The 21039-nt window shown below is 41.4% G+C and carries 13 protein-coding genes; 12 read left to right on the top strand and 1 reads right to left on the bottom strand.

Annotated features, from left to right (window positions below; all coding sequences use genetic code 11):
- Positions 1 to 29: 29 nt before the first annotated feature.
- Complete coding sequence (locus RHS_RS32095; RefSeq protein WP_395023586.1) at positions 30 to 5240, top strand: fibronectin type III domain-containing protein; 5211 nt, start codon at positions 30 to 32, stop codon at positions 5238 to 5240.
- On the top strand, positions 5237 to 7513 hold the full coding sequence (locus RHS_RS26875; protein WP_047834909.1) for an Ig-like domain-containing protein: 2277 nt from the start codon (positions 5237 to 5239) through the stop codon (positions 7511 to 7513). Before RHS_RS32095 ends, RHS_RS26875 begins: the two co-directional genes overlap by 4 nt.
- A gap of 215 nt (positions 7514 to 7728) precedes the next feature.
- Here RHS_RS26875 and RHS_RS26870 read toward each other — a convergent pair whose 3' ends face one another.
- Positions 7729 to 8775 carry a helix-turn-helix domain-containing protein gene (locus tag RHS_RS26870; RefSeq protein ID WP_047834908.1) on the bottom strand — a complete coding sequence of 349 codons (1047 nt, stop codon included), beginning with the start codon at positions 8773 to 8775 and terminating at the stop codon, positions 7729 to 7731.
- Positions 8776 to 8994: 219 nt separating this feature from the next.
- Here RHS_RS26870 and RHS_RS26865 point away from each other — a divergent pair, with 219 nt between their 5' ends.
- From RHS_RS26865 to RHS_RS32090, 10 genes are all read left to right on the top strand, one after another.
- Positions 8995 to 10050 carry a uroporphyrinogen decarboxylase family protein gene (locus tag RHS_RS26865; protein ID WP_047834907.1) on the top strand — a complete coding sequence of 352 codons (1056 nt, stop codon included), beginning with the start codon at positions 8995 to 8997 and terminating at the stop codon, positions 10048 to 10050.
- 162 nt (positions 10051 to 10212) lie between these two features.
- Positions 10213 to 11955 (top strand): sensor histidine kinase, encoded by a 1743-nt coding sequence (locus RHS_RS26860; protein ID WP_395023585.1) that lies wholly within the window; start codon positions 10213 to 10215, stop codon positions 11953 to 11955.
- A gap of 46 nt (positions 11956 to 12001) precedes the next feature.
- Positions 12002 to 13615 carry a response regulator gene (locus tag RHS_RS26855; protein ID WP_047834906.1) on the top strand — a complete coding sequence of 538 codons (1614 nt, stop codon included), beginning with the start codon at positions 12002 to 12004 and terminating at the stop codon, positions 13613 to 13615.
- A gap of 247 nt (positions 13616 to 13862) precedes the next feature.
- Positions 13863 to 15254, top strand: coding sequence for an ABC transporter substrate-binding protein (locus RHS_RS26850; protein ID WP_047834905.1), 1392 nt, complete (start codon positions 13863 to 13865; stop codon positions 15252 to 15254).
- A 23-nt stretch (positions 15255 to 15277) separates the two neighbouring features.
- Positions 15278 to 16165, top strand: coding sequence for a carbohydrate ABC transporter permease (locus tag RHS_RS26845; protein WP_047834904.1), 888 nt, complete (start codon positions 15278 to 15280; stop codon positions 16163 to 16165).
- Between the two features lie 171 nt (positions 16166 to 16336).
- Positions 16337 to 17164: a carbohydrate ABC transporter permease gene (locus RHS_RS26840; RefSeq protein ID WP_027293152.1), complete on the top strand. Its 828-nt coding sequence runs from the start codon at positions 16337 to 16339 to the stop codon at positions 17162 to 17164.
- 12 nt (positions 17165 to 17176) lie between these two features.
- Complete coding sequence (locus RHS_RS26835) at positions 17177 to 18331, top strand: uroporphyrinogen decarboxylase family protein (RefSeq protein WP_047834903.1); 1155 nt, start codon at positions 17177 to 17179, stop codon at positions 18329 to 18331.
- Positions 18328 to 19572, top strand: a complete 1245-nt coding sequence (locus tag RHS_RS26830) for a Gfo/Idh/MocA family protein (RefSeq protein WP_047834902.1) — start codon at positions 18328 to 18330, stop codon at positions 19570 to 19572. The genes RHS_RS26835 and RHS_RS26830 overlap by 4 nt, the downstream gene beginning before the upstream one ends.
- A gap of 187 nt (positions 19573 to 19759) precedes the next feature.
- On the top strand, positions 19760 to 20785 hold the full coding sequence (locus tag RHS_RS26825) for a uroporphyrinogen decarboxylase family protein (protein ID WP_047834901.1): 1026 nt from the start codon (positions 19760 to 19762) through the stop codon (positions 20783 to 20785).
- A 101-nt stretch (positions 20786 to 20886) separates the two neighbouring features.
- Entirely contained in the window at positions 20887 to 21009 is a 123-nt protein-coding gene (locus RHS_RS32090) for a hypothetical protein (protein ID WP_276327263.1), read from the top strand.
- The last annotated feature ends 30 nt before the right edge of the window (positions 21010 to 21039 follow it).

Below are 21039 nucleotides of genomic sequence, written 5' to 3'. Positions count from 1 at the left end.
TTCCAAAACATAATATGAGGAAGGAGAATATGATGAAGAGAGTATTGGCAGGTTTTTTAGCCATGATTCTACTGTTTACAAGTGTTGATGTAACAGCATTTGCAGCAGGGAATGAAAAGGATGCGTCAGCCGGCACAAAAGGCAATGGAGATATCAGCGTAGTCCTGAATCTCAGTTATCCGGAAGCCCTGGATACCGTTAATCAAAAAGATATGAAAGCACAATTGCTGAACGGGTCCGGAAGTGTACTGGCTGAGATCGAATTAGGCGAAAAAACAGAGGATGAGAAAGGTTTTCCTATAATGGAAAATCAGACAGGAACTGTAAAAATGGAGGCGCTGAACAGCTATGGGGTTCCGATTACTACAGAGTCTGAGGTAAATTATTACAATGTCAGCTTCACTAATTTACCAAATAACAGTGATTATCAGATAGCATTAAAGGGAAAGGGGTACAAACCCTATCTTTCCGACAAAATTACATTGAAAGATTTCTCTAAGAAAATTGTTCTTGATACAAAGAGCCAGGCATTTACCATGGGTGATGTTAATGGCGATGGTGCTGTTGATGACAGGGATCTGGCAGTGGTAGAGACTGCATTAGGCATGAATAATATTGCAGCAGGCGAAAAAGAAGCTTCCGCAGATTTAAACTGTGACGGTGTTGTTGATATCAAGGATATTGCACTGGTGAATAGAAACCGCAGTGCAGTGGGGCAGGCAGTATTATATGATACGGAAGTGATTGCGGCAGCAGTAGCAACACTGAAGGATCTCCCAGAGGACGTTACTGTGGCTGCAGGTACAGCAGAAGATATTCTGAAACCCAATTCAGCACCGGTAACCTTTGAGACAAGTGAAGGGAAAAATCTGAGCATTCCGGTATCATTTGAGCAGCCGGTACAGATGGAACAGATTGAAATCGCATCCCCGTCAGCTTCCGGTGCAATCGAAGCAGGAGTGGCTACGATTGATTATGAAGAAAATGGTAAGATTTATACTGAGAAATATGACTTTTCCAATGAAGTCCCCCAGGGAGTCCATGCCATTGAAACAAGAGAAGGCAGAAGTACGGTTGTTATCAATCTTGGAGCGCGTGTAGCGGTAAAGAAGGTAACGATAACTGTAACCAAAGTGGCAAATGAAGAGGGCAAGCCTACTTATGCTGTAGTGGAAGAAATCAAATTCTTGAAGGATATTGTACCGGCTAATCCTACCAACGACAGCGCTATTCCGAAGAATGTCCAGGCGGCAGAAGATGACAAGACAGTCACATTGACATGGAAAGCAGTGGATAATGTAACTGGTTATATGGTGAAATACGGTCTGGAATCCGGAAAATATACGGATCAGATATCAGTGGAAGGAACGACTGCGGAAATTAAAGGATTAGATAATCTAATAACATACTATTTTGCAGTTTATGCAGTGAACGGAGATTGGAAAGGACAGGCATCACAGGAAATAGTGGCTGTTCCACGGCCGAAGTCCCCTCCGTCCCCTCCGGATCATTTAAAGGTTGCTTCCGGTGATAATTCACTGAAGGTAAACTGGGGAAAGACGAAGAATGCGGAAACGTACAGTGTTTATTACAAATTAGTCGAGAGTAATCAGCCATATACAAAAGCTGCAAGTGGTATTACGCAGACTAGTTTCGTTATTCCCGATTTAATTAATGATAAAGAGTACAGTGTATATGTGACAGCAAGTAATGCAAAGGGTGAGAGTGGACGTTCTCTCGAATCGCTGGCAACACCAAAGCGAGAAGAGATTACACCTCCTAAGATCCCTACACTTGGAAGAATACCCAATACAGATGTATCAAAGATAGTTATGAATAATCCTAATAATGTCAGCCCATCCTATCAAGGGACTTTTAAAGTACAGGATGTATTGGATGGAGACTATTTTACACATTGGACAGCAAATGCATGGTGGCTGAGTAAGGAATTTATTTTTGAGTTTAAAGAACCTAAGACGATGGACTATGTAGTATATGTTCCAAGATTAGATGGAAACTATAGGAAATATATCTTTAAATATACCGTGAATGTATGGAACAGCGAGGGTGAAAAGAAAACAGTGGCAAGTTTACAGCCAGTAAAAGGAGATCCTGTTAAAAATGGATTTGCCATTTTGACGTTCCCTAAAACAGAGGATATTAAAAAAATCGGAATTGAGATAAATCAGACAGACGGATATGAAGCAAGGTCACTTTCAGAAATTGCTTTTTACGATTATTCCGGTATTAATGAAAAGGTGGAAGCACTGTTTGCTAATAAGAGCTTTTCGAAGCTGGCGGATGGAGTTAACAAGGAGCAGATTGATGAATTGGAAGCCTTGCTTAATAATACGGAAGGGTATTATGTAGATCAGAAAATTCTTCTGGATGAAATATCCATCGCCCGTGGGTTGTTGGAAAATGATATTACAAAACTGGGTAAAATTGTAGACGGCATCGATTCCAGAAATACGGAGAAAAATCTGAAAGTAATAAATACGTTCCAACCACTTGGAATTGTTGCAAATGCAGGTAAACAGATTGTGATCTATGCAGATATTCCAGAAGGAGAATATGTAACTATTACTCCGACACAGTATTTTGCAGAAGCTTCTTCATGGTCAGGAAGCAGTATTCAATTGACCAGCGGAAGAAATATTATTAATATACCACAGCTTATGACTATCAATGCAGAAAAGGGTGGCTCTTTATATTTGCAATACTCCGGAGATAAACAAGATGAAATTAAGCTTCAGATACGTGGAGAATATACCAAGATCCCAGTGTTAGAATTATCTAGTTGGGATATTATGGATGAAACACAAAAGAGAAATGTAATTTCAAGCTATGTTGAGGAGATGGAGATTTTCACAAAAGGGATTGTAGCGAAAAACGAGCAGACAAACATCAGGAACAGCACAGAGATTTCTCTTCCGAATGTTTTACTGTCACTTCCGGCAGTACCTGTTCAAAAAGCAATTATAAGCGGCACAGAAACGTTGGAGAAAAAAGTAGATAAGCTATACAACAATGTACTTGCCTGGGATGAACTCCTGGAGGTATTATATACAACTCATGGTGTAGATGACAAGAAAGCTGAACGATCCAGAGTCAATATCCGCTATATGCGTATGTTTGCAGGGGCATTTATGTATGCCAGCGGGTCACATATCGGAATCGGATATGGTTCAGCAGGTGCATTGGCACAGGGAAGGCCAACCAGTGTCACAGGCGAAGGCAAAGGAAACGGACTTTACGGATGGGGCATCGCACATGAAATCGGACATCAGATGGATACGCTAGGAAAAGCGGAGACTACAAATAATATTTATTCCCTGTTTGGACAGACTCATGACGGCGGACAGAATGCACTTCCATCCAGGCTGGAGACAAGCAATAAGTACGAACAGATATTTGAAAAAACTTCAATAGGAGCAGTCGGTCTGCCAAATGATGTCTTTGTGGGACTGGGCCTGTACTGGCAGCTGCATCTGGCATATGACCTGGGAGCAGATGATAATTTCTATAATCTGGTGAACAAGGCTTATCGTGAAGATAAAGGAAAAGGATTTTCTGGAGATCAGAAATTTGCAGTTGTAGCAAGTTATATTGCGCAGAAAGATTTAACGGAGTTCTTTGAACGTTGGGGAATAGTTCTGAGTGATGAAGCTAAAGCAGAAATGAGCAAATATGAGAAGGAAAGCCGTAAGATTTATTATCTCAATGACCAGTCCAGAAGAGAAGCAATGGCAGGAAGTACACCGGTTAGAGGAAGTATTGAAGTAAGTGCTTCTATTGATCAGAAAACAGCTGTGATTACCGTAGCCGGACTCCCAGAGGACGATCCTATGGTACAGGGCTATGAGATCAGCAGGAATGGAAAGGGTATTGGATTTACAAAAGAAACAACCTTTACAGATATCATTGGTTCCATGAATAACCGGGAAATCACCTATTCTGTAAAAGCTATTGATGTACTTGGTAATGTAATTGCAGAAGCTAACTCACAATCTATTAAGATACAACATGATAATCTGGTTCCGCGGGAGTCATGGAGTTATGAGATAGATGATGACGGTTCTATAATAGTTACGATGAAAGATGAAAATATCTCCATTGCAGGTATTAAGATAAAAGGACAGTCCATACAGAAAAATGCAACAGAGGAAGAAGTTACAGAAGAAGTTACAGAAGAAGTTACAGAAATCGTTACAGAAGCCAATACTGAAGCAAAAGCTAAGATGGTAAAGAACAATTCTTTACCGGAATTGAAATCCGCACTTTCAGATTCAGCAAAATCTACAGAGCCGCAGACACAGGCGGAAAGCAATTTGGAAGCAGCTAAGGAAGTTAGTACAGAATCAGATACGGAAAGACTTACAGAATTTAATACGGAACCATATACACAGACAGATGCACAGGGAGAAACAGAAATAGAAACAGAGCCAGTAACAGAACAGGTTACGGAAGAAATAACGGAGCAGGCACCGAAGTATGAACGTGCCAAAGCAGCCGGTAAGCTTACGGTTTCTGTCAGCGAAGATGGTATCCAATATAAGGATGTGAAAGTATTTGATCAAGATATTGATAGTTCCAAGGATCAGACGTATCTCTTTGAAAGAGAAGATGGCAGAGTTGACACCTATGATGAGAAATACATCAGGATTACCAATCTACCGGATAATCTGACAATGGATGATATTGATTTTATGGCTTACCCAGGTGATGATATTGAAATCAGTGAAACAGCAATCGGTTATCTGGAAAGCGATTACCAGTATGGTGATGCAGAAGAAGATATCATTAAGGCAGGTACTTTAATAGTGACAGGTACATATCGTGGGGATCCGGTCTATAATACAATCTTACTTCAGGGCAGATTTAACAATGTGGATAACAGTAAAGATGACAGTAGTATTGACTTAGTAGAAAGACCGATGAACGGAGTATCGTTACTCTTCGCGGAGGAACCGAAAGAAGGAGATATGACGACGATTAATAATGGTTTCTGGATCTTCATACCTGATGTACAAAAAGAAGCGGCACTTACAGAGGGTGTATGTGGAAATAGTGTACTTCCGGCAGAAATCCAGGCTGTGATGTATCGTACAGACGATCCGAACAATGCGGACAGCAAACGTCTTGTAAGTAATACCTTATGGGTACAATCTCCTACGGAAGAAACAATGCCGAACATCAGGCTAGAGTCTGACGCGGCAGATGGAGGGATGAACAATTGAGGAAGATAGGAAAGGTTAAGGTTCTCGTGGGAGTACTGGTACTTATGCTGCTATACTCCATGACAGCCCTGGCAGCAACAGAAAAGCCAGGAATAAAATTATCCGTTACAGATACTGCCGGTGAATGGGCAGTTGAGATTCAGAATATGGACAGTTTGGCATATTCCGTACAGTTTGACATCGTTGTGAATGAAAAGGCAGAAGGAACTATGGAGTGGGACGATACGTCCCCCTCCACCTACCACAAGATGACACAAAAAGAAGACGGCAGTAAGACCATCTTCACATTCTATGTTGACAAACTGTCAGAAATTTCTACCACAGGCACGGCAAAATTAGGAGTACTCACGTTCAAGAATACGACAGCTAAAACAAAGTTTTCTACAAGCGGGGAGCTGACAACACTGGATGCCAAGCTTAATGCAACAAAGGTAACAGATGCAGCGCTTGTATTAGAAGATCATGAGTGGGATAGTGATTTTACCGTGGATAAGGCAGCAACCTGTATAAAGGAAGGTGAACAATCAATTCATTGTACAACGTGTGATGCAAGAAAAGATATCACAGTGATTCCGAAATCAGGGCATCAGTATGGTGAATGGAAAGTAACAAAAGAAGCAAGTTGTTCAGAAGCTGGAAGCCGAACAAAGGAATGCAGTGTATGCCATGAAGTAGTAACGGAAGCAATTGCGGCATTAGGGCATGACTGGGAAAAAGATTTTACGGTGGATAAAGCAGCAACCTGTACAGAAAAAGGTGAAAAGTCGATTCATTGTACAAGGTGCGATGTGAGAGAGAAAGTTACAGAGATTCCGGCATTGGAGCATAATTATGGTGACTGGAAAGTGACGAAAGAAGCAACTTGTACAGAAGCGGGAGGCCGCACCAAGGAATGCAGTGTATGCCATGATGTGGTGACGGAAGCAATCCCGGCATTAGGACATGACTGGGAAAAAGATTTTACAGTTGACAAAGCAGCAAGCTGTACAGAAAAAGGTGAAAAGTCGATTCATTGTACCAGGTGTGATGTGAGAGATAAAGTAACGGAGATTCCGGCATTGGAGCATAAATATGGTGACTGGAAAGTGACGAAAGAAGCAACGTGTACAGAAGCGGGAAGCCGCACCAAGGAATGCAGTGTATGCCATGATGTGGTGACGGAAGCAATTCCAGCATTAGGACATGACTGGGAAAAAGATTTTACAGTTGACAAAGCAGCAAGCTGTACAGAAAAAGGTGAAAAGTCGATTCATTGTACCAGGTGTGATGTGAGAGATAAAGTAACGGAGATTCCGGCATTGGAGCATAAATATGGTGACTGGAAAGTGACGAAAGAAGCAACTTGTACAGAAGCGGGAAGCCGCACCAAGGAATGCGGTGTATGCCATGATGTGGTGACGGAAGTCATTCCAGCATTAGAACATGACTGGAAATCCAATTACACAATTGATAAAGTTGCAACCTGCACGGAGGATGGAGTAAAATCCATTTATTGTAGAAAATGCAGCGAGCAAAAAGATATTGTGAAGATTCCGGCACTGGGACATAATTATGGTGAATGGAGTATTACAAAAGAAGCTACCTGTACGGAAAAAGGAATCCATACGAAAGTATGTATGCGATGCCCGGATCAGGTATCGGAAGAGATTCCGGCATTGGGACACAGCGCAGGAGATTGGGAAGTAGAGAAAGCGTCTACCATTTTCGCCAAAGGCGTAGAAGTTAAGAAATGTGAGCGCTGTGATATCGTTTTAGAAAAGAGAGATATCAAGAAGAAGAAAGCGAAAGTGAAGTTAAATGCGAAGTCCACAACGATGCAGGTTAAGAAGACTTCAACAGCTTTAAAGGTGAAGTCCGGCAGTACCGGAGATAAGGTAAGTAAATGGACATCCGCAAATAAAAAGATAGCTGTAGTTGATAAAAAGTCCGGCAAGATAACGGCTAAATCTGTAGGAACAACTTATATTACAGTTACGATGAAGAGCGGTGCCAGTGCCAAGTGTAAAGTTATCGTTCAGGAAGATGCTGTTGCTACAAATAAAGTTTCCTTTGGCTCTAAGAAGATAAACCTTAAAAAGGGCAAATCAGTGAAACTTCAGGTTCTTAGAACACCGATATCAGCAAATGACAAATTGGAGTTCACCTCTTCAAAAGAAAAAGTTGCTGAAGTCAATTCCAAGGGTAAGGTCACAGCAAAGAAAAAAGGATACACGACTATAACCGTCAAGACAGCAACAGGAAAGAAAGCATCTTGTGAGATATATGTTTCGTAATCAGTGAGAAAGAACGGATGACGAGATAGAATTTTTAGACACACTTTAAATTAAGGCAGCTGAAAATAAATTTTAATATCTGATTTTATACCGGTATGGAATGTCCAGACTATAAAATCTGATAAGAAAGTTTATTGATCGGCTGCCTTGTTTATATTTCGAGAGAAGATAGTATCAGTTTTTCGAGAAGATGGTATTTCCTTTTTCATGAAAATTTATTCATACGTATGATGCAATGCTTCGATAGAAGAGGCATAGGCAGTTGGTGGAATACCAACTGCTTTTTTGAAACACTTGGAAAAGTAATGCAGGCTGTTATATCCTAAAATTTCGGAAATTTCTGTCATATTATATTTCCCAACCTGAATTAGATGCATGGCACGTTCAATTCTAAGGTTATTATAATATTCAATAACACCAGTCCCCAGATTATTGCGGAAAATTTGTTGAAGCAGTGCACTTGACACACAATTATCCTTACATACTTGTTGTAGGGTGAGGGTGGAGTCCCCCAAATGGTTCTCGAAATAATCCTGTATCTGCCTTATAATAGACCGCTCCTTATGTAATTTAATGGAACTGGATTGAGCAGAACCAAAATGAAAAGAATCGGATTGAAAAGAATCGGATTGAACAGAACTCAAATGAACCGAACAATAATGAACAGGATCAGTATGGACAAAATCAGTATGTTCAGAACCGGAAGAAACGTATTTATTTTTGATAAGTTGTTCTGACGCCGGAATTTCCATATCCTTACGTATCAGATCAATGATAAGCAGCTCCAGGTAATTTTTTAAGGACTGTTCGCATCCAAAGGGCAGATATTCTCTCTTTTCCAGTTTCAAGATGGCAGGTTTTTCAAGTTCAGTTGCGAAAGTAAGGCGTGCTTCCCTTAGAAACTGACCGATAAAAAACTGTTGCCGTTGGCTGGTTTTGATGATTTTGTGGGTGAGCTCTGATATCCGCATAGAAGGGGTTCGAAATGAAATTACAGCGATATCAGATGGATGCTGGTAATTCCCCCAGACATTGTGAAATTCATTTGGACCAATCAGGATCAGGTCACCTTTTTCCAATGTATAAATATCATTTTCTATGCGTACGTTCAGAATACCAAAGTCGATATAAATAAATTCCCAGAAATCGTGACTTTCGCCTCTGTAATTATAATCCGGACTAAATTTAAAGTAATGAACGGTCTGAAGCGATTCTAGGATGATAGCATTGTCTAAATATGTATCCTGATAATCTTTTTTCATTCGGTATCTCCCCATATATATGAATGTGATTAAGAGTTAAAAACACTGGTACTGTAAGTTTTATTTCATAAAAAATGCAAATATCAGATACGTATTATCAATCTAAATTCTATTTATATTTTAATTTGCAAATATTGTATGATAAATGACAAAGCCGGCATGTTCTCTTCTTGATATAATTTTGATTATAACAAAATAAATCCAAAAGGGGTAAGAAATATGACAAATAGAGAAAATTTTTTTATGGCAATGTCACACCGGCAGCCGGAGCAGATTCCTTTTTTTATACGGTTGTGTGAGGAATTGGAAGTGGAATTTGAGAGACGGTATCATACAGCAGATTACCGGAAATATTATGGCAGCTGTATTATACCTGTAAAAATGAAGCCTACAGAGCATTTGCAGGATTTCTCTGCATATTTTGATGGACAATCCTATGATTATTATAATGAGTGGGGGGTAGGCTATAAGGCTGGGAGTACCGGTTACCATTTCCGGCAGTTTGTATCCCCAATGAAATTTTTTGAAACACCGGAAGAAGTATGGGAATTCCCCCTTCCGGATATTCTGGAAGATTACCGGTGGGAGGGAATAAAAGAGACTATCGCGGAGTTAAAAGCAGCAGATTGCATCACAATGAATACTTCAGGATGTAATATTGATATATTTGAAGCTGCCTGGTACCTAAGGGGGATGGAAAATATGCTGATGGATATGCTGGCGGATGAAGAAATGGCGGAAGCATGCCTGGAACGAATGTGCAGGATAAAATGTGAAATGGCTAAGAAATGCGCAGAGGCGGGATTTGATATTGTGGTATTCGGAGATGATGTGGCTACACAGAGAGGGATGATGATGGATAAAGAGCTGTGGAGAAAATGGCTGAAACCACGGCTGAAACGCGCAATTGACAGCGCAAAGTCTGTAAATCCGGATGTATTGTGCTATTACCATTCGGATGGGGATATTACAGACATCATAGAAGACCTGATTGAAATTGGTGTGGATATACTAAACCCGATACAGCCGGAATGTATGGATCCGGTTGCCGTAAAAGAGCGGTATGGCAGCAGGGTAAATTTATGGGGAACTATCGGAACCCAGACAACAATGCCCTTTGGTGCACCAAAAGAGGTACGCAGGGAGGTCAGAAGAATGATCGAAGACGTGGGCAGGGACGGCGGTCTGGTGATAGCGCCTACCCATGTGCTGGAGCCGGAGGTACCTTTTGAAAATATTGAAGCATATGTGGAAGCTGTAAAAAGTAAATGGTAGAAAATGTTGGAAGTAATTGATTCGTAACAGTTTAAATAGTATGATATAGAAAACTAGTGCGCCATCCGGACAGTAACAATAGTGACAGTACTGCCTGGACGGAGCACTAGTATCAAAAGGTATTTACTGCGATAAATCCAGATCAATCAGGGGGAGTGTCTAATGAAGGTGCCGCATTTTTCATTAAAGATAAAGTCAACGATAAAGCAGAGATTCTTTTTTTTCAGTGCATTAAATATCATTGTAGTTATTCTTGCGATTGCGGTCATATCCAATGTCCTTTTTGAAAAAACTATAACTGAGAAGGCAAAGATGTTCCAGCAAAGGGAAGTCTCCCTGGTGTGCAATAATATGGAATTATTGGTCAACAGCATCAATGATTATATCCTTACTTTATCCGTAGACAGTACGCTTCAGGAAATTTTAAAGTACCATGATGAGGTTCCGGTTTCGGAAGAAGAGAGATATAATATTAAAATGAAGCTGATTCGGGCAGTTTATGCAAAATCGGCTTTGAATTCTTACATAGATTCCGTAGTAATTCTATCTAAAAGCGGAACATTTTATGATATGGGCATGTATTCCAAAGAAAATTTTAGCAGTACATTTGAAAAGAATAATATCCAGATGTCTGATATTATCAATAAACCAACCTGGTATGGACCGCTTGTAATGAAAAATGAACTGGTGGGGGAAGAAAATGTATTTGTAATTACCAAGCAAGTTATGGATATCTGGTCTCCCAATGTACTGGGGTATGTATTTGCAATTGTGAAGGAAAGCAAGGTAAGTGGGTTTTACCGGGATATTATCGAGAAGAATGCGGAGCTTTATATTGTTAATGAAGATATGAATATTATTTCTTCTGCCGATAAATCGCTGTTGTATAAGGATATCCGGAATCTGGAGATCTATGCGAATAAAAAGGATGCATATATCATTACGACAGAGCAGATTCCCATTAATAACTGGAAGGTCATGGACTTTGTTCCAAAGCGTTATCTGGTAAGTGAAATGGATAAAATCACCCTGTCGATGGTCAATATTGGTATCATTGCAATTATATTTTCCTTCGTGTTGTCTTATGCAATAGCCAGCAGGGTAACAAAGCCTATCCATAAACTGGCAGTTGCGATGAAGTCTTTTGACTGTATCAATGGAAACAGCCATACCACGGAGGTACGATCGCCACAGGAGCTGAATCTTCTGACCAGAAGATTTAATCAATTGGTGGACCGGGTACAGGAGCTGATGCATCAGATTGAGATCGAAAATGAACGGAAGAGGGATTATGAGTTCAGATTAATTCAGGCACAGATTAAACCCCATTTTTTGTATAATTCACTGGAGACGATTATCTCTCTCATTGGGATATCCATGAAAGATAATGCTATGCAGTACACCAGATCCCTGGGGAATTTTTACCGCATTTCATTGAGTAATGGTACGGATATAATTACGCTTAAGGAAGAACTGGATCTGATACAGAATTATTTATATATGCAGGGTATCCGCTATGTAGATAAATTAAATTATCAGATTGAGGGGGATGCAAGGCTGGCAACATACGTTATTCCAAAGTTAACGCTCCAGCCGTTGGTGGAAAATGCAATCTATCATGGAATAAAGCCTAAAAAGGTAAAATCAGATATCAAGATTAAATACTATAGTGATGCAGATGATATTTTGATCTCGGTTTATGACAATGGGGTGGGCATCCGAAAGGAAAAGCTGGATTCCGTACTGAGGGATCAAAAGACAGATGAAAGAGGAGGATTTGGTCTGAATTCTATCGATAACCGGCTTAAGCTTGTATTCGGGTCTTCCTATGGGCTGGCTATCAGCAGCAGCTATGGGGTGTATACAGAAGTTATTGTGAGAATTCCAAAAAAGGACAGGCTGTAGTATAAGAAGGTTTGGGAAAAGCGATAAAGGACAGGGTGTAAAAACTATGACAAAGGTTGTAATTGTAGATGATGAATTTTACTTTAGGCAGTATTTGAAATCATGTATTGACTGGGAGGGAATGGGTTGTCATATTGCAGGGGAAGCTTCTGATGGGGAAGAGGGTTTGCTTTTAGTGGAAAGAGAAGAGCCGGATATGGTAATTCTGGATATTAATATGCCGATTATTGACGGCATTGAATTCAGTAAGCTGATCTACGAAAGGAAGCTGGAAACCAGAATTATTATTTTAAGCGGTCACAGCGAATTCCAATATGCGCAAAAGGCAATGAAATACGGTGTGAAAAGTTATTTGTTAAAGCCGCTGAACGAAGAGGAACTGTGCCATGCGATACGGGAGATTTCCAAAGAGGTGGAAGCCTTGCGCAGTTACCAGGTGAAACTGTCCAGTCTGGAAAAACAGGTAAAAAGAAATCAGCCTTTGCTGGAGGAAAAGATATTAAATGATTTAATACGGAGAGTCATATCTGTAGGGGGTACACATGGGAAAATGTCACCGGGACTGGAAGGGATGAATCTGGATTATCATTTTTTTGTCGTGCTGGTCATGGAAATCGATGACTTTAAATCCCGTCAGTGGGATGTGGCGGATAAGGAATTGTGGAAGTATGCGGTGCGCAACATTGCCCAGGAGCTGATTCCCGCCGACATGCAGCCCTATTTTTGTGTGGATGAGCGGGATAGCATTGTCTGCCTGTTGTGCGGGGATGTATCCAGGGACAATAGCAAAGCTGAAATTAGGAAATATGTGCTTCAGATTGCAGAGTTTATCTCCAGGCATCTTCCATTTACCGTTACCATTGGAATTGGAAATTCAGCTGCTGATCCGGGAGGAATAACAACGTCCTATCAACAGGCATTATTTTCCCTGAAGAATAAGTATAACAGTGGTGGAAACAGTGTGGTTGACTATGAAAAGACGAAATCTTTTATCAGCCAGAATACCCTGATTCATTCAGGAATCAGGAATGAATTAATTATGGGGATGAGGCAGGGAGACCGGGAATCGGTCCAGTGTATTGTTAAGAAGATTTTCAGTGAAGCGCAGGAACTACGCATCAGTTATGATATGCTGCAGTGCCATTGCATGGAATTTATTTTTACCTGTCTGGAATATCTGGAGGAGGTGTCGGTTGTGTTTACGGATATATTTACGCAAATGCAGTCGCCTATGGAAATACTGGATGAGATTCAAACGATTAGCCAGGCACAGAGCCGGATATTGGATTTATTTGACAAGGCATTGTGCTATATTGGAGAGCACAAAAATACCAGAGGGATGAAGCAGATTGAGGAAATTAAGGCATATATTACAGAGCATTTCTGTGAAGCGGAGTTTAAAATAAATGACATTGCAGGGTATTTTTTCGTTAATTACCATTATTTATGCCATAGTTTCAAAAAGCAGACAGGAATTACCCTGAATCAATATATCACATCGCTTCGGATTGAACGGGCAAAAACATTAATTGACCAGGGATGCCGGAATATGACACTATTGGCGGAACAGGTAGGCTATGGGGATCTGGGCTATTTTGGAAAATGCTTTAAGAAATATACCGGAGTATCACCGTCAAAGTACATGGATAAAATTGAATAGGAAATAGAGGAAAAGAGGCTTTCCAAAACCCGTAGAATTCCAACAGGATCTGTTGAATGAATTCCTGAATGGGTTAGTACAGCATTGCTTAATTCACTGTTAATTGCGCAATGCTGTACTAGGGACAGCCTCTTTTTCTATAAATGAAAACAAACAATATTACCAATGAACAAACAATATTGTCTTACGGAGATCTGTTAAGTCAGATATACTGAACTTACAATTAATATCTGAAGGAGGAAAAGATATGAGAAAGAGATGGATGCAAGCGGCGGCGGCAGTAGTAATTACATCCTTAATGTGTATGGGATGTTCCACAGGAAAAGGAGAAACGGCAAAGAGTACTGCAAAGAGTGAAACCACAGCAGAGGATACGGCTTCCGGTAAAGGAGAATCGAAAGAAGCTGCATCAAACGAAACAGCCGGAGAAACAGATGCTAAAGATACGCAGGGGGCGGCAGAGACAGCGTCTGGAGAACCGGTAAAATTAAAGGCGTTTTTAATGTCAGAGGATGAAGCCAGGGTCAGGTTATACAACGAATGTTATGCCCCAAATGTTAAAAATGACCTGCCTAATCTGGACGTTGAATTTGAACTTCCGGGAAAAGGATATCAGGAAAAACTTCGTATCTATAATGCGTCCGGAGAGCTGCCCGATGTATTTTTCGGATGGAATATAATTCTGGAAAGCGATAATGCGGTAAATCTGACGCCTTACATTGAAAAAGACGGATTTATTGACCGGTATAAAACTAAATCGGCATTAGTTCCTTACAGTGACGGCAATATCTACGCAATCAGTGCAGGTATGGATGCCTATTATACAGCGGCAATGATTTATAACAAAGAAATATTTGAAAAGGAAAATATTAAAGTACCAACTAATTTTGAGGAGTTATTGGAGGCCTGTACCCAGTTTGCGGCAAAAGATTATGTTCCGATTTCCATGCTTGGCAGCTTTACTGCTTACGCATTTCTCCCCCAGGAGCTGATTACGATGGATGATCCTGAAAATATGAAGAAGATTATAGCCGGGGATATAGGATTTGATTCGGAACCGTTTAGAAATGCAATGAACAAATATGAACAGATGATTAATGCGGGTGCATTTGCAAAAGATGCGGCCACCACTACTTATGATGAGCATGTGGCACTGTTTACTTCCGGTAAGTCTCCAATGATCTATGCGCCGTTGTGGGTATATGGATCAATTGACAAAATGGAAAATCTGGATTACTTTTCATTGCCGACTTTCAATAAAACACCGGGATTCCTCAATGGTTGGGGACAGGCATATGGCGGTTATATGGTATCTAAGAACAGTGAAAACATCGAGGAATCTGTGAAACTGGCAGAATGGATGGTAGAGCAGGATGCAAAGTTCTTCTCGGAAGAAATGGGCAATGCAGTGGGAATGGATGTTGGAACGGAACCTAAGCTTTCACCCATTACCAAGGACTATTATGACCTGTTTAACCAGGAAGGGATGGATGTAATTCCTAATTATGCGTCTAACTTTTTGAAGGATTCAGTCAAAGCAGAATTAGAAGTGAATATTGGAAAACTTCTCACCAAGCAGTTAACGGCAGATGAGTTTTGCACTACAATGGATAAATTGCAGAAAGATTCTGAGAAGTAATTGCATACAAAAAGGAGAATGCCATGGACAGATATTTAAGCAAAAAATGGATCATTCTGGTGTTCCTGGCACCAGCCACCATCATATTTAGTGTATTTATTTTATACCCCATGCTTCCGACTATTTATACAAGCTTTTTTGAATACGATGGTTTTAAGGTAGGGAAGTTTGTGGGAATCGGGAATTACAGCGCGGTTCTGACAGATCCTGTATTTTGGCATTCTGTTTCCAATACCCTGAAAATTGTATTGCTGCAGACGCTGGTTGCCGGTCCTGTATCATTACTGTTGGCGCTGCTTATCAATCTCTGCTCTGTAAAAATGAGACGGTATGTTAAAATTACCTATTTTATGCCAACAGTGTTGAATATTACCGTTATCTGTCTGATGTGGAAAATGGTATTGCAGCCCAACTGGGGAATTATCGATACGGTATTGACAAAATTAGGGTTAAGCGAACTGATACATACCTGGCTGATAGATGAACAGACGGCGATCTGGTGTGTGGCTTTTGTATTCGTCTGGCAGTATATTGGTTACAATATGGTTCTTCTGTATTCCGGGATTCGTTCTATACCGGAGACCTATATGGAGGCGGCGAAGGTGGAGGGGGCAAATTTCTTCCAGCAGTGCAGATACATCACGATTCCCCTGCTTCAGGAAATTATTAAATTTGTATTGATTATATCTACAGCAGGAACGCTTGGTATGTTTGCACATGTGCAGGTTATGACAAACGGAGGGCCGGGAGACCTTACCAGAACAATTGTCTATCAGCTCTATTACAAGGCGTATCAAAGCCAGCAGTTTGGAGAGGCAAATGCGATTGCAGTTATTTTTGCAGTGATCGGCATCGGCGTGTTTATGGTGATTAATCATTTTGTGGCAAGAGAGCGGATTGAACTGGTATAGTTCACCAACAAAAGGAAGGAGCAAGTGTGAAACAAAAGCGTTTCAAACTACTTATTAATGCATACCGCAGACTTGTCAGCGGTATACAGGGGTATAAGTGTGAAAGTTCCTTTTAGACTACTTATTAATGGATATCGCAGGCGGGACCTGCGATATGCAGGAGGTATAATTATGAAGAAAAAAGGCAGAAAGATTATCCTTTGGCTAAGCATGGTGCTGATCAGTTTCCTGTTTCTATATCCCTTATTGTGGATGGTACTGACTTCTCTGAAGACAAAGGAAGATGTAATGATGAATCCATTTGGATTGCCTGCAGAGTGGATGTTCAGCAATTATGCGGATGCATTTACCACATTTGATTTTCCAAGATTTTTCCTGAACAGCGTGGTATATACTGCGGGAACGATTTTACTTACGATATTTTGTGCGATCATGTTTGCCTATGCGGTTGCCAGAATGAGATTTAAGCTCAGCAGATTTATGGTAAACCTGCTGCAGGTGGGGATGATTGTCCCGGTATTTGTAATCGTGCTCTCTTTATTCAGTCTGATGGGAGATCTGGGAGTACGAAATACTTACCAGGGTATGATTATGCTCTATACCGCCAGTGCGCTGCCCATATCAGTAATTATATTTACCGGCTATTTCAGGTCCCTGCCATTTGAACTGGAGGAAGCAGCTTATATTGACGGCTGTGGTGTGTTCCGGACATTTTTCAGGATTATGGTGCCAATGGTGGCGCCGGCAGTAACTACCGTTGTGATTGTGGTATTCATGAATTATTCCTGGAATGAATTTTCACTGGCATATCTGCTGATCGATTCACAGAATATGAGGTCCCTTCCCATTTCATTGAATTATTTTACCTCATTAAGAGGCACGGATTGGGGGCTGCTGGGTGCAACGATGGTAATGATCAGTGCGCCAGCCGTTCTGCTGAATATCGTATGTGGAGAAAAGATCGAAGATGCTCTGACGGCAACGTCGGCACTGAAGTAAAAGGAGAAGCTTATGACGAGAAAAGAACGATTGATGGCTGTTCTGCGGGGGGAGCCTGTGGACAGGCCGCCGGTATGCTTTTACGAGATAGGCGGGTATTCGGAGGATGAGAATGACCCGGATCTGTTTAATATATATAACCATCCATCCTGGAAGCCTCTGCTGAAACTGGCAAGGGAAAAAACAGACCGTATTGTTATGTGTTATATACCATTTGTACATCCAGCCACACAGGTGGAAAAACAGACGGTAGTGACCTCCTATTTTGATGATCAGGGAAGAAAGCATGAGATTACGGAAATAAAGGCGGGGGAGCGTATACTGCGCCAGCATACCAGAAGAGATATGGATGTGAACACTGTGTGGATTCTGGAGCATTTTATTAAGGATGAAACGGACCTGGAAGCCTGGATTTCCCTGCCTGCGGAAGAAATTGGAGAACCGGATTACAGACAGCTGCTATCAGTGGAAAGAGAAATCGGAGACACTGGCATTGTAATGATAGAAACGGGGGATGCCCTGTGTGAGATAGCGTCTCTGATGGATATGGAAGAGTACATGATCATAGCGATGACCGAGCAGGAACTCTTTCATAAAGCGCTGCAAAAGGCGCAGGAAATATTACTGAAGAAAACGGCGCGGATCGCAGAAGACCTGCCGGGGCGCCTTTGGAGGATATATGGTCCGGAATATGCTGCACCGCCATATTTGCCGCCATATTTGTACAAAGAATACGTGACAGATTATGACAGGGAGCTGGTATTAACAATACAGAGGCATGGAGGTTTTGCCAGAATCCACCAGCATGGAAGGCAGAAAGATATTCTTAAATATACCGCAGAGACCGGGTGCTCCGGGCTGGATCCCATCGAACCTGTTCCCCAGGGTGATGTGGAATTATCCGAAGTCCGCAAAAAATATGGCCAGCAGATGGTGTTGTTTGGAGGACTTGAAATCAGTGATATCGAACAGATGGGGCAGGAAGCATTTAAAATTAAAGTGGAAGAGGCTGTGCGTCAGGGGATGTCAGGTGAAGGAAGAGGATTTGTGCTGATGCCTTCTGCCTGCCCGCTGGGAAGGGTACTTTCCGAAAATACATATAAAAATTATGAAGTGATGATTGAAGTTGCAGAACGTTATTCAACAACAGGAGGACAGAACGGATGAAAAAGATAAAGGCGGCACTGATCGGTGCGGGACAACGGGGAGCACAGGCTTATGCTTCCTATGCATGCAGGCATCCGGAAGAACTGGAGTTTATTGCAGTGGCGGAACCCGATGCCAGTCGGAGACAAGCCTTTCAAAAGGAGTTTCAGATTCCAAAAGAGAACTGTTATGAAGATTGGGAAACTTTTTTAGAGCAGGATAAAATGGCAGATGCTGTCCTGATCTGTACACAGGATCAGGACCACTTTTTACCAACATTAAAGGCAATGGAGAAAGGGTATCACATTCTATTGGAAAAGCCTGTTTCCAATCATCCGGATGAATGCAATACAATTGAAAAAGCGTTATCTGCATATCCAAATGTATTCTTAGTATGCCATGTACTTCGTTATACCCCATTTTTCAAGACCTTAAAAAGATTGTTAGATGAAAATAAAATTGGTGAACTGCAGAATATTCAGTTGATAGAAAATGTAGGATATTGGCATCAGGCACATAGTTTTGTCCGCGGAAACTGGAGAAACAGCAAGACCTCCAGCCCTATGATCCTGGCAAAATGCTGCCATGATATGGATATCCTTTTGTGGCTGGCAGATTCTGACTGCAGCAGAGTATCTTCCTTTGGCTCTTTGGGGCATTTCAAAAAGGAAAAGGCACCGGCGGGAGCTGCTAAACGATGTAGGGATGGATGTCCGGCAGCAGATGAGTGTGCCTATTATGCCCCGGGGATATATATAGACTGGAAGGATAACTGGCAGGCAGATGTAATTAAAAAAGTAGTCAGCCAGGATACCAGTGAGGAAGCTATCCTGGAAGCGCTTCGGACTGGTCCATATGGCAGATGCGTTTATGACTGCGATAACGATGTGGTTGACCATCAGGTGGTCAATCTGGAATTTACCAATAAAGTTACAGCTTCCTTTACCATGAGTGCGTTTTCATGGGATTGCAGCAGAGTAATTAAGCTCATGGGAAGCAAAGGGGAAATAAACGGCAGACTGGAAGAGGATGAGATTGAACTGATCGATTTTAAGAAGGGAAAGAAAGAGACCATTCTGATTGATGCCATAAAGGAAGGACATGGCGGCGGAGACTATGGAATAATGAAAGAATTCCTGAGGCTGATCAGAGAAAATGTAGATGGGGCAGGGGATAAGAGTGCGTTGTCTGCGCTTCAGGGGCACAGAATTGCTTTTGCAGCAGAAGAAGCAAGGGTAACGGGAACGGTTGTTGAGATGTAGGTTGGGGAAAGAATTAAGCTGAGGGAAGTTGGGAACAGATGGAATATGTGTACTGAGACTAGTACTGCATTGCACAAATAACTATGAATATAGACACCTGGCGCAGATATCAGGCACTCTATTCACAGTTATTTACGCAATGCTGTACTAGATGCATATGAAGAACAGGATTCGGAAAGGAAATACTATGACAGGCAGAGAGCGGGTAATAAACTGCATAAAACATTTGGATACAGATAGAATACCCCATTATATTGAGCTGGGATCGGAAGAACTGGAAAAGATGCGTCAATTTACCGGAATAAGCAATTATCAGGATACGCTGGATAATGATATTGATATGATGGGTATAGATGGCGGATATACTGAAGTCGAAAACATGCCGGGATATTATATGGACGATTTTGGTGTGTGCTGGAACCGAAACGGTGCGGATAAGGATATTGGAGTGATTGATTCCTGTATTCTTTGTGAACCGGAGGATTTAAAGTATTATACTTTTCCGGAAATTAAGGAAGAACAGGTACGTGAAAAGCTAAAACAGCTTGCAGAAAATGGGAAAACGTCTTTTAAAACAGCTTCTATCAGTTTCTCCATGTTCGAGCGAGCGTGGACACTGTGTGGAATGGAAAATTTACTGGTTTTCATGATCGAAGAACCGGATTTTGTACATGAACTGCTGGGAAAGATCTGCAATTATAACTGTCGTTTAATACAGATTGCATTAGAGTATGATATTGACGGCATATGCCTTGGCGATGATTGGGGGCAGCAGAGAGGAATGATCATGGGACCTGAGAAATGGAGGGAATTCATTCAGCCCCAAATGAAAAGGATGTATCACCAGATCAAAAGCGCTGGAAAATATGTTATCCAGCACTCTTGCGGGGACATTGAAGCTGTCTTTGAAGATCTTATAGAGATTGGTCTGGATGTCTATCAGACCTTTCAGCCTGAAATCTATGATATGGCTAAAATAAAGAAGAAAACAGGAGGCAGACTTACCTTTTGGGGTGGTATCAGTACCCAGACCTTATTGCCTTTTGCTGAACCGCAAGAAGTAAAGGACGTTATTATCAGAACGGCAGGCATTATGAAAGGAAACGGTGGATATATTCTGGCACCCACACACGCAGTTCCGGGGGATGTACCAGTTGAGAATATTCAGGTTATGGCTGAGATATTTAAAAACCAGGATAAATATTTAGTGTAGATTGGAGCAATTATCTGGTATTACAGCGAAGGTTTTGTAATGTTCTATTAAATGCATTATATTGAGGTTTAGCTGATTAAGACGCTTTGTAGATGTAGGTAGTGTACGGAAAGATGGGTGTGGGAAACTGGCATGGACTCCGTCAGCTGGCCGCAGAACTGGTATTTTCTAACCTTTCCGAAGCGCTTTTTGGCGGCACGCGGGCATTCGCTGCGAAATCCTGATGCATTTCGCAGCTCACTGCCCGCTTAGTA

Origin of the sequence: Robinsoniella sp. RHS, assembly GCF_001029355.1 — a bacterium.
Lineage (GTDB): Bacteria > Bacillota > Clostridia > Lachnospirales > Lachnospiraceae > Robinsoniella > Robinsoniella peoriensis.
This window is presented reverse-complemented; position numbering and strand designations above follow the sequence as displayed.